Source organism: Aquimarina sediminis (assembly GCF_002895435.1).
In the GTDB taxonomy this organism is placed as follows: Bacteria; Bacteroidota; Bacteroidia; order Flavobacteriales; family Flavobacteriaceae; genus Aquimarina; species Aquimarina sediminis.
The window spans coordinates 1-15834 of the sequence record NZ_POYJ01000009.1 but is presented as its reverse complement, the minus strand read 5'-3'; the positions used below and the strand labels follow the sequence as shown (position 1 = coordinate 15834).

Annotated in this window: 13 protein-coding genes and 1 pseudogene; 9 read left to right on the top strand and 5 right to left on the bottom strand. The window is 32.8% G+C overall.

What is annotated here, in order from left to right:
- Positions 1–249 precede the first annotated feature (249 nt).
- Both C1X07_RS17485 and C1X07_RS17480 read left to right on the top strand, forming a co-directional pair.
- Positions 250–1671 (top strand): sensor histidine kinase, encoded by a 1422-nt coding sequence (locus C1X07_RS17485; RefSeq protein ID WP_103071328.1) that lies wholly within the window; start codon positions 250–252, stop codon positions 1669–1671.
- A complete protein-coding gene (locus C1X07_RS17480) occupies positions 1664–2080 on the top strand; it encodes a response regulator (RefSeq protein ID WP_103071327.1) in 417 nt (138 codons plus the stop codon). Before C1X07_RS17485 ends, C1X07_RS17480 begins: the two co-directional genes overlap by 8 nt.
- A 90-nt stretch (positions 2081–2170) precedes the next feature.
- On the opposite strand, the gene C1X07_RS17475 is transcribed toward C1X07_RS17480, so the two are convergent.
- The 3 genes from C1X07_RS17475 to C1X07_RS17465 are packed head-to-tail and all read right to left on the bottom strand — an operon-like array spanning position 2171 to position 5695.
- A complete protein-coding gene (locus C1X07_RS17475; protein ID WP_103071326.1) occupies positions 2171–3712 on the bottom strand; it encodes an acyl-CoA carboxylase subunit beta in 1542 nt (513 codons plus the stop codon).
- 5 nt (positions 3713–3717) lie between these two features.
- Positions 3718–5160 carry an acetyl-CoA carboxylase biotin carboxylase subunit gene (gene accC / locus C1X07_RS17470; protein WP_103071325.1) on the bottom strand — a complete coding sequence of 481 codons (1443 nt, stop codon included), beginning with the start codon at positions 5158–5160 and terminating at the stop codon, positions 3718–3720.
- Between the two features lie 49 nt (positions 5161–5209).
- The gene (locus C1X07_RS17465) at positions 5210–5695 is read right to left on the bottom strand and encodes an acetyl-CoA carboxylase biotin carboxyl carrier protein subunit (protein WP_103071324.1); all 486 of its coding nucleotides are present in this window, start codon (positions 5693–5695) and stop codon (positions 5210–5212) included.
- Positions 5696–6022: 327 nt separating this feature from the next.
- Here C1X07_RS17465 and C1X07_RS17460 point away from each other — a divergent pair, with 327 nt between their 5' ends.
- Entirely contained in the window at positions 6023–6622 is a 600-nt protein-coding gene (locus tag C1X07_RS17460) for a LysE family translocator (protein ID WP_103071323.1), read from the top strand.
- A gap of 58 nt (positions 6623–6680) precedes the next feature.
- Positions 6681–7181 carry a DUF1761 domain-containing protein gene (locus tag C1X07_RS17455; protein WP_103071322.1) on the top strand — a complete coding sequence of 167 codons (501 nt, stop codon included), beginning with the start codon at positions 6681–6683 and terminating at the stop codon, positions 7179–7181.
- Between the two features lie 59 nt (positions 7182–7240).
- On the opposite strand, the gene C1X07_RS17450 is transcribed toward C1X07_RS17455, so the two are convergent.
- A complete protein-coding gene (locus tag C1X07_RS17450; protein WP_103071321.1) occupies positions 7241–8254 on the bottom strand; it encodes a metal-dependent hydrolase in 1014 nt (337 codons plus the stop codon).
- Complete coding sequence (locus C1X07_RS17445) at positions 8254–9444, bottom strand: hypothetical protein (protein ID WP_103071320.1); 1191 nt, start codon at positions 9442–9444, stop codon at positions 8254–8256. The genes C1X07_RS17450 and C1X07_RS17445 overlap by 1 nt, the downstream gene beginning before the upstream one ends.
- 288 nt (positions 9445–9732) lie before the next feature.
- On the opposite strand from C1X07_RS17445, the gene C1X07_RS17440 reads away from it, so the two are divergent.
- The 5 genes and pseudogenes from C1X07_RS17440 to C1X07_RS17420 all read left to right on the top strand — a co-directional run.
- On the top strand, positions 9733–10137 hold the full coding sequence (locus tag C1X07_RS17440; RefSeq protein WP_103071319.1) for a response regulator: 405 nt from the start codon (positions 9733–9735) through the stop codon (positions 10135–10137).
- A 2-nt stretch (positions 10138–10139) separates the two neighbouring features.
- Entirely contained in the window at positions 10140–10574 is a 435-nt protein-coding gene (locus C1X07_RS17435) for a response regulator (RefSeq protein ID WP_103071318.1), read from the top strand.
- A gap of 179 nt (positions 10575–10753) precedes the next feature.
- Positions 10754–13405 carry a TonB-dependent receptor gene (locus tag C1X07_RS17430; protein ID WP_103071317.1) on the top strand — a complete coding sequence of 884 codons (2652 nt, stop codon included), beginning with the start codon at positions 10754–10756 and terminating at the stop codon, positions 13403–13405.
- A 47-nt stretch (positions 13406–13452) separates the two neighbouring features.
- A complete protein-coding gene (locus tag C1X07_RS17425; protein WP_164914189.1) occupies positions 13453–15234 on the top strand; it encodes a YfiR/HmsC family protein in 1782 nt (593 codons plus the stop codon).
- Between the two features lie 298 nt (positions 15235–15532).
- Positions 15533–15834: pseudogene (locus C1X07_RS17420) on the top strand (hypothetical protein); the annotation flags it as partial.

Genomic DNA, 15834 nt, shown 5'->3' with positions numbered 1-15834 from the left:
AAAAGTATTCTTCAACAAAATGAAAAAATAAGGAACTACTACATTCAAAAAAGAGAATACATCAAGAAATGTTCGTATTTTTAAGTGAAGAATTTATACGATACCATAACTGTAGGTACCCCTCCTTTGTTTTAACCATAGATCGTAGTCTATGTATCAGTTTGAAGTTGGTAGTATTCTGATAGAATAAGTGATAATAATCTAAACTCAATTAGTCAAAATGTGGTGATAATTCTAAAGTAGGTAACGATGAAACTATCAATTGTTTTTAAGATTTTTCAAATAACTATAATTATAACATTGCTTATCAATGTTATACTTACTTTGCTTTTGCAAAAAAACCATATAAAACAGCAAAAGGCAGAGAATGTAAGATATAAATCCTATGTGATTGCCGAAGAGTTAAAGCAAAGTTCAGATGACCTAACACGATATTGCAGGTCTTATGTTTTAACAGGAGACAACAAATGGGAAAATAAATATTGGGAAGTACTTGATATTAGAAACGGAAAACTACCTAGACCTGATGGTAAGACTATAGCTTTAGTGGATAGTATGAAGAAGTTAGGATTTACCAAATCCGAATTTGATAAATTAAAAGTGGCCGAAAACAATTCTAATGAGTTGGTATGGACCGAGAAGGTTGCTTTAAATGCTATAAAAGGGTTATTTGATGACGGTAATGGCAATTTTTCTGTTAAAGCCAACCCCAATCTTGAAATGGCTAGACGTATTATGTTTGATGAAAAATATCATGAAGATAAGAAGTTAATAATGGCACCAATTCATGATTTTTTTGAAATGCTAGATAAAAGAACACATGATACTGTTCTTAAGTACAAAGTTTTTAATAGTAATCTACTCAGGGTGATAATAGGTTTAATAGTTTTAATATTAACAATCGGAGTGGTTTCATTTTTTATTGTTCTTAAAAACATTATTCAAAAAATGAAGGTTTTAGAAGTGTCTAACAAGTTGATAATGACCAAAAATGATGAGCTATCTCGTTTTACCTATATAGCATCGCATGATTTGCAAGAACCATTAAACACAATCATTAGTTTTTCAAAACTGTTAAAAGAAGGGTACTATGAGAAATTAGAAGGCATAGGACAAAAGAGTATTGAAATTATCGATAATTCTACCATGAGAATGAGGAGTCTTACTACAGATTTGTTAGAATACTCGAGAATAGGCAAAAAGGCAAAACCCGAAAAAATTAATGTAAATGTACTCATAGCAAATATTGAGTTGGATTTGACAGAGTTAATAAAAAAGAACAAAGCTATCATATCTTATGATAATTTATCAGAAATTGTTGCGTATAGAAATGAGTTAAGAATGTTGTTTTTAAATCTAATTTGTAATGCCATTAAATACAGAAAAGATACTATAGTTCCTCAGATTAGAATTGAGTTTGAAGAAGGAACATATGAATATACTTATGCAGTGATTGATAATGGTATAGGGATAGATATGAAGTTTCGACATAAGATATTTGAAGTTTTTCAACGCCTACATACCAATGATCACTACAGCGGTACGGGGATTGGTCTGGCAAATTGTAAAAGAATTGTAGAACTACATAAAGGGGAGATCTGGGTACGTTCTGAGATAAACAAAGGGAGTACATTTTTATTCACGATAAAAAAGAATTTAATAAATGAGTAAGAAATTAAATATGATCATGTTGGTAGACGATGATAGTAATACCAATTTATACAATGAATATATTATTAACCGATTGGATATTTTTAAAAACATAAAGATTTTTCAGAATGGAAAACGGGCACTGGAATTTTTGATTACCCAAGATGATAATGGAAAATTTCCGCAACCAGAAATAATATTTTTGGATATAAACATGCCAGTAATGAATGGCTGGGAGTTTTTGGATGAATATAAAGAGTTGACAAAAGAGCAACAAGCGCAGATTTTAATTGCAATGCTTACCTCGTCGATGAATACTGAAGATAGCCAAAAAGCCCTAAGTAGTGGAGTGGTTAAAGAGTATATTCATAAACCTTTGATTGAAGAAAGAATAAAAGAGATAATAGATAAGTATTTTTTGGAGCATTAAAATTGATAAGACTGCCCAAAAAAGTAAGTTTACTTTTAGACAGCCTCATTTGTTTTAATACTTTTTTTAATCCTTTAAAAGAAGGTTCCCTTATAAAGGAATATTTCCATGTTTTCGGTTAGGTCGCTCGATTGTTTTGTTCTCAAGCATACTAAATCCTTTAATGAGTTTTCTTCTGGTGTTTTCTGGTAAGATTACCTCATCAATAAAACCACGTTGAGCTGCTCTATATGGGTTAGCAAATTTCTCTGCATATTCTGTCTCTTTTTCTGCTAGTTTAGCAGCAGGATCATCAGCAGTGCTTATTTCTTTTCTAAAAATGATTTCGCTAGCTCCTTTAGCTCCCATTACGGCAATCTCTGCAGACGGCCAGGCAAAGTTAAGATCTGCTCCAATATGTTTAGAATTCATTACGTCATATGCTCCACCGTACGCTTTACGGGTAATCACTGTTACTTTGGGTACTGTAGCTTCACTTAGAGCATACAATAATTTGGCACCATGCACTATGATACCGTTCCATTCTTGGTCAGTACCAGGTAAGAATCCAGGTACATCAACCAGAACCAATAATGGGATATTAAAGCAATCACAAAAACGTGTAAAGCGTGCAGCTTTTTTAGAACTGTTTACATCCAATACACCAGCCAAAAATTGAGGTTGATTGGCAACAATTCCAATACTTCTTCCGCCAAGACGGGCAAAACCTACAATAATATTCTCGGCATAGTCTTTATGAATCTCGTAGAATGAATCGGCATCTATAATCCCACTGATAACCTCGTGCATATCATAAGGCTTGTTAGGGTTATCAGGAACAATAGTAGAGAGATTATCCCTTACTTCATCAGTAAGTGTATATTCTAGTTTTTTTGGTTGCTCTTTGTTGCTCTGTGGGAGATAACTTAGTAGTTTTTTTACATCTTCGAGACATTCTATATCATTTGCCGAAGTGATATGTGCTACTCCGGATTTTGTAGAATGAGTACTGGCACCTCCTAATTCTTCAGAAGTTACTTCTTCATTAGTTACTGTTTTTACTACATTAGGTCCTGTAACAAACATATAGCTAGTATCTTCTACCATCATGGTGAAATCCGTCATAGCAGGAGAATACACAGCTCCACCTGCACAAGGTCCCATAATTGCTGATATCTGGGGGATTACTCCAGAAGCTTGTACATTTTTGTAGAAGATATCTGCATACCCACCTAGGGAGCGTACTCCTTCCTGAATTCTGGCTCCACCAGAGTCATTAAGACCAATAATAGGTGCCCCCGTTTTTACTGCCATATCCATTACTTTGCATATCTTCTCGGCATGCGTTTCTGACAGTGCACCACCAAAAACAGTAAAATCTTGTGCAAAAATATAGATTAATCGTCCGTTTACGGTTCCGTAGCCTGTAACCACACCATCTCCATAATAGATCTCTTTATCCATTCCAAAATCAGTAGTACGGTGGGTTACCAGAATACCAATCTCTTCAAAAGAACCTTCGTCAAGTAGATATTCAACGCGCTCCCGAGCAGTTAGCTTTTTCTTTTGATGTTGTTTTTCGATACGTTTTTCACCACCACCTAATTTTGCTTGAGCAATTTTATCTTGTAATGTTTTTATTTTTGAATCCATATAATTTAAAGTGTTGGTATGCGTACTGTTTTTTGATCTTCGATATATTGTTTCATAGCAAGTAAGGCTGCAATTTTGGCTTCTTCTTTTGTTGCAGATTGTATGATTTCTGTAGTAAAGTGTTTTTTTACAAAGTGAGTGTCAAAATTTCCAGATTTGAAGGCTTCATGTTCAAAAACAAATTTACCAAAGGGTAATGTGGTTTGTACGCCTTTGATATCATAGTTGTTAATTGCTTTTATCATTAATTGTATAGCTTCTTCACGAGTTGCTCCATAGGTAATAAGTTTGGCTAGCATAGGGTCATAGTAGATAGGAATATCCATACCTTCTTCAAAACCATTATCTACCCGAATCCCTTTTCCGACAGGTATTTTATAGGTTTCTAAATAACCAACACTAGGTAAAAAATCATTCATAGGATCTTCTGCATATATGCGTAGTTCTAACGCATGACCTTTGATTTTTAGATCTTCTTGTTGTACAGAGAGTTTTTCGCCTCGTGCTACTTTTATTTGTAATTCTACCAGATCAATTCCTGTAATCAGCTCTGTTACCGGGTGCTCTACTTGTAGTCTGGTATTCATTTCAAGAAAGTAGAAGTTATGGTTTTCATCCAAAAGAAACTCTACTGTTCCTGCACCAAGATAATCACATGCTTTTGCAACTTTAACTGCTGCTTCACCCATTTTGGCACGTAGCTCTGGCGAAAGTACTGCAGACGGAGCTTCTTCTACTACTTTTTGATGTCGTCGTTGCACACTACATTCTCTTTCAAAAAGGTGTATTACATTTCCATGACTATCAGCCATCACCTGTATTTCTATATGCCGTGGTGAGGCTACATATTTTTCAATAAATACAGAGCCGTCTCCAAAAGCAGAAGTAGCTTCACTGATTGCTCTATTCATTTGGGATTCGAGGTCTTTTTCTTCTTCTACAACGCGCATTCCTTTACCACCCCCACCGGCAGAAGCTTTGATCAAAATTGGAAATCCTATTTCTGTAGCAATTTTTTTTGCCTTATCCACATCAGTAATGGCTTCATCTATACCAGGAACCATAGGGATATCATAAGCTTTAACAGCTTCTTTGGCTGCTAGTTTACTGCCCATCACCTTTATAGCTTTGGATTTAGGACCAATAAAAATAATATCATTTTTTTCAACTTCTTCTGCAAAATCTGCATTTTCACTTAAGAAACCGTATCCGGGATGTATTGCATCTACATCCAATTGTTTAGCAACTTCAATAATTTTAGAGCCTAATAAATAGGATTGATTAGAAGGTGCTTCACCAATACAAACGGCTTCGTTTGCAAATTTTACATGAGGAGCATTTCTATCTACTGTAGAGTATATTGCAACTGTTTTAATTCCCATTTTATGGGCTGTAGTCATTACTCTTATGGCAATTTCACCTCTGTTAGCTATTAGTATTTTTTTCATATTAAATAGTATTAGAACAGGTGTTCTATATGATGTTCATATCTATGAACTAAGCGAATTCAATTAATAATTGTCCTTTATCTACTGCATCACCAGTAGTAGCCGAAATAGATTTGATAATACCATCTCTAGGTGATAAAATAAGGTTTTCCATCTTCATGGCTTCCAGAATAAGTATGGGATCATCTTCCTTTACTTCCTGACCTTCCTGTACCTGAATATCCAATAATAAGCCAGGCATAGGAGCTTTGATAGTATTTACTTGTTTTGAAGATCCTAAAGAAAATCCCATTTCTTTAATTCTAGCGTCCAATTCATTGGCAATATCAACTTGATAAGTGTTGTGATTAACTTTTACAGTGTATTGTTTAGCATTAAAATCGGATTCAACAATTTCTGTATGATACGATTTGTTATCTTGAAGTAGATGGTGGGTGGATGTCGAACTGTTTACAGCATCTATTTTTGAAACATCTTCTTTGGTAAAATCAAAATCAAAAATAGTATTTACTTTAACCTTATATGTACTGCTCATAAATGTGAATGTTTGATTTGCAATATAAAAATAGATAGTATAAAGAACCAAATAATCAGTAGAAGTTTATTTATTTGACTTTTAAGGGTATCATGACAATTACATGTCCCGTAAACTTATTTTTATGTGTTTTGTAAAGGAAGAAACAAATACACAGAGCGGGTCTTAAAAAATTGTTCTAAATTTATTAGACAGTCAATGTATATAGAAGGAATATAACGGGACAATGCTAATGAATGTAAAACGATTAAAGAGACAATAGAAATTCTTGAAAAAGAAAAAGTATAATATCTATATTTACGAGAGTTTAATTATCAAATAGTTCTCATGCCGTTTATAGAAGGTTTTACTATAGGAGTAGGGATGATCATTTTTATAGGTCCAGTGTTTTTTTTGTTACTTAATAGTAGTCTTCAATTTGGTTCAAAACAAGGAGTGGCAGTTGCATTAGGAATAATCTTTAGTGATATCTTATGCGTATTTCTTTGCCATTATGGACTTTCGACATTTGTAAGTGCAGAACAAAATCAATTTTGGATAGGGGGTATAGGTAGTCTTATACTCTTTGGTCTTGGGATTAGTTATCTCATAAAAAATAATAATGATGATACCAATGTTACAATTCACTCTAGAGGGGTACATACTTTTTTTTTGAAAGGGTTTAGTGTTAATTTTTTTAATCCCTTTGTTTTTGTAGTATGGATAGGAGTATATAACTATGGAGAGCATAAATATCCTACAATTGAGTCTTTACTAATTTTTATAGGATCTGTACTTGCTGGAATATTGACTACAGATTTGTTAAAAGTGTTTTTATCCAAAAGAATCAGGAAGTTTATTTTGCTTAAACGACTTATTGTTTTTTTTAAAATTACTGGTATTCTTTTGATCCTTTTTTCTTTTCGGCTGTTGTACTTAGTTTGGTAGAAATTCATAAGATCGATTTTGGTTATATTTGAGATACAACTATCAAACACTAACTAATATGGAATTTAATTTTTTAATTACTGCATTGGCAGCTTTAATCCCTATGGTATTAGGGTTTATATGGTATAACCCAAAAGTTTTTGGAACTGCCTGGATGAATGCTTGTGGTTTTACCGAAGAAGATCTCAAAGGAGGAAATATGGCTGTGATTTTTATTCTGGCTTATGTTTTTAGTTTTTTCCTGGCTTTTATACTTAATACTTTTGTAATTCATCAATTTGGATTTTTCTCTAGTATTATGAATGAACCAGGATTAACAGAAGCAGGTACAGAAATTAACCAATATGCACAGGAGTATATGTCAAAATATGGTAATAATTTTAGGAGTTTTGGGCATGGAGCTTTGCATGGTACTATGATAGGTCTTATGGTAGTGCTTCCGGTACTAGGTACAAATGCCTTATTCGAAAGAAAAGGGTTTAAGTATATTGCTGTTAATGTGGGGTATTGGATTGTTTGCCTAGCATTAATGGGTGGAGTAATTTGCCAATTTGCATAAAACTAGACTGTGCAAAAAAATAAACCTCATAAATCACTATGTATTTATGAGGTTTGTTATTATGATTTATCTCCCAGAACTCTTCTAAATAGTTTTTTGAGCAAAGGAGATGCTTCTCCCATTTTTCTCTCTCTTTCTTTTGCTTGAAGTGTGCCACTGTTATCATAAAACAATTCATAACTAAACACAAACCTGTCTGCTTCTTGTCCTACTCCTAATTGTCCAAATCTTAAGTCATTAAAAAATGTTTTATCATCTTTTTTTTCAATTGTATACCAACCCTCTGTTAGTGTGGCTAACCTTGGGATCAGAGGATCATCTTTCATCTTTCCTAATAAATGATGATTCTTTGGGAACTCTGAGAATGCTATACCATCATCATTTTCTAATATAGAGTAATATGCTATCAAAAAAGAGTTTTCGGTTTCTACATTGGCAGTCCATAATATACTATTTAGGGGTGTAGGTTTTGTTTGAATTTCCTTATAATGAATATCTTGTTTTTCAAGACTTTGCTGGAATATAGTATAAGTATGCCATTTTAATCCTAATGTGATAATCATATATATGCTACTGATGTATAATCCCAGTGCATTAAACTTTTTTCTTTTTGGGTGGGTTCGTTTATAGAACATTGCCAGAATAACAAAAATCAAAAAAGGAACAGTATAAAGAGGGTCGACTACAAAAATGTTTTTAAAAGATACTTTATATGTAAAAGGCCAGAATAACTGCGTGCCCCATGTTGTAAAAGCGTCTAGAATAGGGTGGGTAAAGAGTCCTAAAAACATTAATTTGGTCCAGTCTCTCCAGTCGGCTTCTTTATTCGAATAGATTTTTGCAATTAACCACCCAAAAATAGGAGCTGCCAATAAACAAAAAAGTAAAGAGTGTGAAAACCCTCGATGTAATTCATTGGCAGTAACATTATCTACAAAGTGTTTTGATAATACATCAAGATCAGGAATTGTTCCTGCAATTGCGCCCCATAACATGGCTTTGTTACCTACTTTTCTGCCTAGGGTAGCCTCGCCTACAGCTGCGCCTAAAACGATTTGAGTTAATGAATCCATTAATCTAATTGAAGTTTAAAAGGGTTTCTAATCTCATACTCACTTGGTGAGATTAGCTCTATTAAAGGTTTTAAAAGTGTATTTGAAATCGAATTTCCATGCCGTACATATAGCTTCATTTCTACTGGTTGAGCACCTACACAGCTTTTTATGATTTCTGCGGTTCTTCCTAATCTAAGTTCGCGAGCTTTTTTAGTAATTGCCAAATCTACATAGTCATACAACATTTTTTGATAAATAGCATGGCTTGTATTATATCTATAATCAATGCCAATATGGTTGGCATCAACTACATTATTAAGAATAAAAGCAGAGGTAAATCCAACCAGTTTTTTGTTGAGAAAGTATCCTTTAAACATAAAAGAGTCTTTCAAAGATGTTTTGAGACTTTTAAAGGTTGATGCATTAAGGCTTCCTATTTGAAAATCTGCCTTTTCGAGAACAGAAAGATATAGATCATTGATTTGGTCTTTAAAAAAATCAATATCTTCAGAAGAGAAATCTTTTACCACAATCATTTCAGATTTTTTAAAAACCTTTTTCGCTCTGCTTCTAAATTTTGTTCGCATACTGGATAAATAGTCTTCAAAAGTGTGCCAGCTAGTAGAAATTGGTAAGACCATGTTTACATCAATTTTAAATTCTCTAAAATCATGTTCTTTGATATAATCACTATGGTTAAAGGATTCTGGCCAAAACTCCTTCAATAATATAAAAGAAGGCTTGTCAGAATTCTCAGATTTACGCAGTTCTCTTAGTGCATCAGATAGACTTTCAAATGCAACTTTTGAGGATATATGATTCGTATTGTAGATAAAACCATGTTCTCCGCAAGAGAACAAATTACCACAAACCAAAACTCTAACATCTAGATTTTTAAATAGCGTATTTTTTATAGCATCACTAATTTTACAAGGAAACTCCTGTAGTGTTAACTGTGCCGAATTAAATTTAATAAGTTGAGTAACAGCAATACCAACAGGAATTTCATTGTCATAAAACATGATAAATCTAAAACGAATAGTGTGTGTGAGAGTCTGCTCAAGACTTCTTAAATATGCTAAAGAAAGAAATACATTGTTATCTGAATTAATTGTATTCCAATCAGTATTTGGGATATCATCTGTATGGTCATAATAAATATACTGTAGTGATGCAGTTCTACATTTATGTTTTAATTTTTCAAGCATATATCCCTTACTGTAATTTTCGAATGTATAGGTATTCGATATAGACCAAATTTACATTTATTTTTTAGAGTCTTTATTAAAAGTATGTCAAAACTAAAAAGACAGAAAATTTGACTTTTTTTAAAGTTGTTTTGTTGCTTATATAATGTTGATTTTCAGTTAGTAAATTAAGGGGTAGTCATTTGTCGTTGAATATGTGTTTTTAAACGAAAACTATTACATAAAATTTAGTTTTGTTATGGAAATATCAAATAAGTTTATTTTCTTTGAGCGTAATTGGGAAAATAAATGAATGCATTGGTAAACTGTGTCTTGTTGATCGATGATGACAAGGCAACAAACTTTTTTAATGAAAGAGTTGTTACCAGACACAAAGACTTTTGTCAGGTAAATACTGTACAAAGTGGTTTGGCAGCTCTGGATTATCTTAACGCGGTAGAAAAAAACACGGCTATTAAACCTGACCTTATTTTTTTGGATATAAACATGCCCGCAATGAATGGATGGGAGTTTTTGGTTGAGTTTTCTAAACTTAATCCAGGTATAACAAAAGATATTAAAATTATTTTGTTATCGACCTCCTCTAATCCAGATGATGTCAGGGAATCTGCCAAAAATCATTCTGTTGATGATTTTATAAATAAACCTTTATCACTGGATTTATTAGATAATGTTCTCAGAAATCATTTTTGATTATGAATAAGTTAAAACGTTTTCTACTAGTTGATGATAGCAAGTCAACTAATTTTTTTAATAAGATAATTATAGAAAAAGTTGCATGCGTTGAAGAGATATTTATAGCAGAAAACGGAAAACAAGCATTAACTTATATTCAGTCTGAAATGGTTCCAGAAATTATATTTTTGGACATCAATATGCCGGTAATGGATGGTTGGGAGTTTATTGCAGAGTATCAGAAACTAGAAAAACAATATAAAGAGTCTATTATAGTTTTAATGCTTGGCGCCGAGTTAAGTAAAGAAGAGAAAGAGAAGGCAGAGGGGATTATTGAAATAAAAGAATATCAAAAAAAAATGCTTACCAAAGAAGTTGTTTGTAATATTGTCACTAAACATTTCGAACTTCCAAATTTAGGTCATTGTTCAGAAATAAATAAACAGGCTTCTTAACTTCTTGTATTCATCCAATATATTTGTATATTGAATGAACTTGTAATAGTTTTGAAAATAATCTAATTTAGAACTTAAACTAAGAATATATTAAAACGAGGATTAATAAAAGGCTTCCTATTTTGTTAGTTCAGTATAGGTTATACTTTACTGGTCTAATATGCTTTTGCACGGTATTAATGGGGTTTTCTCAATCTAGAGCAGTAATATCTGGTAACGTTTCTGATCAATTTGGTAATTTACCCGGAGCCAGAGTAGCAATTGAGGGTACAGACAAAAATACAACAACCGATGTTAACGGAAACTACACTTTTGATGTTGACGAGGGTGATTATGTAGTTACTGCTGGGTTTGTTATGTATACTTCTGTTTCTAAATCGGTAGCTGTAAAAGTAGGAGATACAACCAAAGTTGATTTTGTTTTAGAAACAGGGTTTTCTATTGATCAACCAGTTTCTTTAGGATCTAGGGCTAAGCCAAAATCTCTTTTAAAAAATACCGCTGCCGTAGATATTATTGCACCGCAACAATTAACAAATTCATCTCAGATAGAGCTAAGTCATATATTACATTATTTGATTCCTTCTTTTCACTCTACAAATCAAACAATAGCTGATGGTACGGATCATATAGATCCAGCGACATTGAGAGGGTTGGGACCAGACCAGGTTTTGGTTTTGGTTAATGGTAAGCGAAGGCATAATAGCGCCCTTTTGAATGTTAATGGTACCGTAGGTAGAGGATCGGTAGGTACAGATTTTAATGCTATACCGATTGCCTCTATAGAACGGATTGAAGTACTTAGAGATGGAGCAACATCTCAATATGGCTCTGATGCTATTGCTGGTGTAATTAATATCATATTAAAAAAACAAATAGAGATCATTCAATTGGATAATAGAATTGGCATAAATACAAAAGGAGATGGTCTTACCGTATATTCTTCTGCAAATTTTGGACTAAAAATAGGAAAAGAAGGTTATATAAATGTTACTGCAGAATATAGAGATAGAGAAGCAGTTAATAGGTCTGGAGATTATACAGGAACTGTATATTCTGATGATGCCGATATGGATCAGCTTTTAATAGAGCAAAATAATTTTTATGGGCAAACAGGATATTCGGATAAACAGGTAATGGAAATAGGCAGTGCAGAAACACAAAACCTGGCATTATCATTTAATGGAGAAATAACAATGTCTGATTTGGCTACGTTTTATATGCACGGAGGTAGAAATTATAGAGAAGGTAAATCAAAAGGGTTTTATCGATTTCCAAAAGATCAGGATAGGGTTGTGTTAGAATTGTTTCCTAATGGATTTTCTCCAGAGATTCTTACCGATATCCAGGATGATGCCATAACAGGAGGGATAAAGGGAGTAAAAAATGGTTGGGATGTCGACTTTAGTCATTCAATAGGTATTAATAGGCTGGACTATACGGTAAATAATTCTAACAATGCTTCATTGGGAGTGACCTCTCCCAGAACTTTTTATACTGGAGGGTTTATATATAAACAGAATACTACAAACCTGGATGTTTCAAGAACGTTTGATTGGCTTAGTGGAGTAAATGTCGCATTTGGAGCAGAGCTAAGGGTTGAGAATTATGAGATTATAGCGGGAGAAGAAGCTTCGTATATTGACGGTGGGAGTACTTATACAAATACTCTAGGAGTAGAGTTGCCTAGGATTGTAGGGGCGCAGGTGTTTCCCGGTTTTCAACCAGAAAATGAACTAAATCGTTTTAGAACGAATAGTTCTGGATATCTTGATCTTGAAGCAAATGTAACAGATAAATTACTTATAAGAGGTGCTGGTCGATATGAAGTCTACAATGATTTTGGAGGTCAGACAATCTGGAAATTATCAAGTAGGTATAGAATTAGAGATGAGATTAGTATAAGAGCAGGGTTTTCTACGGGGTTTAGAGCACCATCACTTCATCAAGTATTTTTTCAGAATATTAGCACACAGTTTGTTAATGGAGAAAGTGTACAGGTGGGAACTTTTAATAATGAAAGTGCAGTAACTTCTGAGGCTTTTGATGTAGGAAAACTAAAACCCGAATTGTCTAGCCATTTTAGTGCCGGTCTGAGTGGAAAACTCAATGAAAATGTAACGTTTAGTTTTGATTATTACCTGATTAATATTGAAGATAGAATTGTTCTTTCTGGAAGATTTGCAGATGGTTATGAAGATATTTTGGAGCCTTTTAATGTTGGTGCAGCTCAATTTTTTACTAATGCAATAGATTCTAAAACTTCTGGTATTGATGCTATGCTGTTTTATAAGACAGCTTTTGGTATGGGTGAGTTTAATGCCTCTTTGGGAGCAAATGTTACAAGAACAAAAGTAGATGGACCTATTAAAGTATCTAATGCACTTATTGGACAAGAAGATGTGTTGTTTAATAGAGAAGAAATTGCCAGAGTAGAATATGCGCAACCTAATTATAAGGTAAACTCATCGCTTTCCTATGATTTTGGGCAGTTTAGATTTCAGGTAATGAATACAGTTTTTGGTAAAGTCAAATTTATTCACCCTAATGATGGTGATCCAAGTAACTGGGTACTCAATGACTATACTGGTAATATCGAGTCCAGAGATCAGACTTTTTCTCCAAAATTAATAACAGATACAGCAATCTCATATCAGATAAATGATTTTGTAAAATGCACATTAGGAGGGAATAATATTTTTAATGTTTACCCAGACAGGCATAAACATGCTGCCAATACAGAAGATGGTAGTTTTATGTATAGCAGAAGAGTACAACAGTTTGGAGTTAATGGAGCAAACTACTATTTCAGATTATTACTTAGATTATGATTGTTGGGTGTAAATATACATGTAATATACAAACTCATTGGCTTATATTGCTCATATCTGTTGTTACTATATTTTCTTCTGTAGAAATAAATGCTCAGGATACAAGTAATGAAGAAGTAAAAAGGTTACAACGGGCTATATTTGTTTTTAATTTTGCGCAACAAGTATCTTGGTCAAACATCGAAGAACACCAAAGTTTTAAAATAGGCGTACTAGGACCTGATCGCACCATATTGGATCTTCAGGCGATGGCAAATAAACGGAAAATACATAATAAAGATGTAGAGGTTGTTCGTTTTCAAACCGTTAAAGGTTTAAAAGATATTCAGTTATTGTACGTGAATCATAAGTACAATTATGGGATTCATTACATTCTTAGTAAGATTACCGGAAAAAATATATTATTGGTAAGTGAGGATTATAATTTTAATGCTTCTATGATCAATATGGTTAATGTAGGTGACTCTTTTGAGTACGAGATCAATGCAAACCGAATGAAAAATGAAGGTTTTACTATGGCAAATTCATTAAAAACTCATGCAATAACCTCCTCAGAAAAGTGGAAACACTTGTATAAAAAAACGGAAAAAACGCTTACCAAGGTACAAAAAGATAAAACCGAAAAAGAAGCTATTATAAAGGATAGAGAAGAACAGATTCAATATCAGAAAGAGAAAATAACTGATCACTTAGAAGAAATTGGTACTAAAGACAGTCAAATTAATAGACGAAATAAAAAAATAGAAAGTCTTTATACTAAAAGTGAAATACAACAAAAAAAATACGAAGAAAAGGTCGAAATAGAAGGAGAACTTGAAAAAAGCATTCAGGAACAAATAGCTTTTATAAAAGCCCAAGAAGAGAAGATAAGGCAAAGTAGGGAAGAAATAGAAAGGCAGAATCAGTTCTTGGCTGAACAAAAAAGAAAGATTAAAGACCAAGAGAATATTTTAGATGTACAAGCTTCAGAGATTAATGTTCAAAAAAAACTTAACATATTACTTATTATCCTTGTTATTCTTACTATTGGAGTTAGCTTTTTTATCTATAGAAATTATAAAGCTAAGAAAAGGTTTACAGAAGAATTAAGGGAGAAAAATCTAGCTATCTATAACCAATCTCTAGAGTTAGAAGCAAAAAACAAAGAGCTGGAGCAATTTGCATATATAGCAAGCCATGATCTACAAGAACCCCTGAATACTATATCTAGTTTTATAGGGTTAATGGATGAGGATTATGGAGATAGTTTTGATGATGTAGGAAAAGAGAGTATGGCTTTTATAAAAGACGCTAGTATTCGTATGAAAAAATTAATAGATGCGCTATTAGAATATTCTCGACTTGGGAGAAGTAAAGAGTATTCTATGGTCGATTGTAACATAGTTATACAAGAATTAAAAAGCGATTTAAAGAATATCATAGAAAAAACCGATGCAGAAATTAAGGTAGAAAATTTGCCTGAGGTTAAAGGCTCAGAAATGGAACTTCGCTTGTTGTTTCAAAACCTTATTAGCAATGGTATCAAGTTTAGAGAAACAAATGTTTCTCCTAAAATAGAAATCTCCTTTACCCAAAAAGAAGATCCTAAAAATGTACATAAAGGATTTTGGCAATTTTCTGTAAAAGATAATGGTATCGGGATACCTAAGGAGCATCAAGAACGAATATTTGCTATTTTTCAGAGATTACATTCTAGAGATAAGTATGAGGGAACTGGTATTGGTTTGGCTCATTGCAAGAAAATTGTAGAAGCTCACGGAGGAGAGATATGGCTAACCTCTGAAGAGAAAAAAGGAAGTACTTTTTATTTTACAATCCCTTTTCACTAAAAAAATGATGAATACTCCATATTCGATAATTATAACCTTATTTTTTTATAGATAATTTATAAAACCCCTGAAAACCGTGAGTTTTTGTTAAATATTTCAAACTATTTTTGGACGTTATGAAAAATATTGCGCATTGTTGTATAGTGTGATTTGATTTTAAATGTCTGTTTTTTAGGTACTTGTTTTTTTGTTGTAGGTGTGTTGAATATCACAGATAATTTGTTTTATGTCGACTGTATGGTAGTGTGTTTGATAATGTGAATAGTTTAGGAAGTTTTAATAAAAGTATTTTAAGTTTTTGGGAACCTCATCAAAAAAGAATAATATTGCTGCTTTTTTACTAGGAAAATATTATTATTTGATTCCAAAAATACTCTTTCAGGCCTTTTTGTTTTGCTTCTCCGTTATCACATTTGGTCAGGATTTAAGTCAGATAGGAAAAGCTAAACTATTTAATTTAACAGGAGGAGTGGCAGCAAATGCAATCTATTATGATGGGCAATCAACCAGAGAGCCGTTTACCTATTTTCTTTCAGGAAACCTGAATCTAAATGTGAGTGGGGTGTATAGTATTCCCATATCATTTTCATACTCCAATCA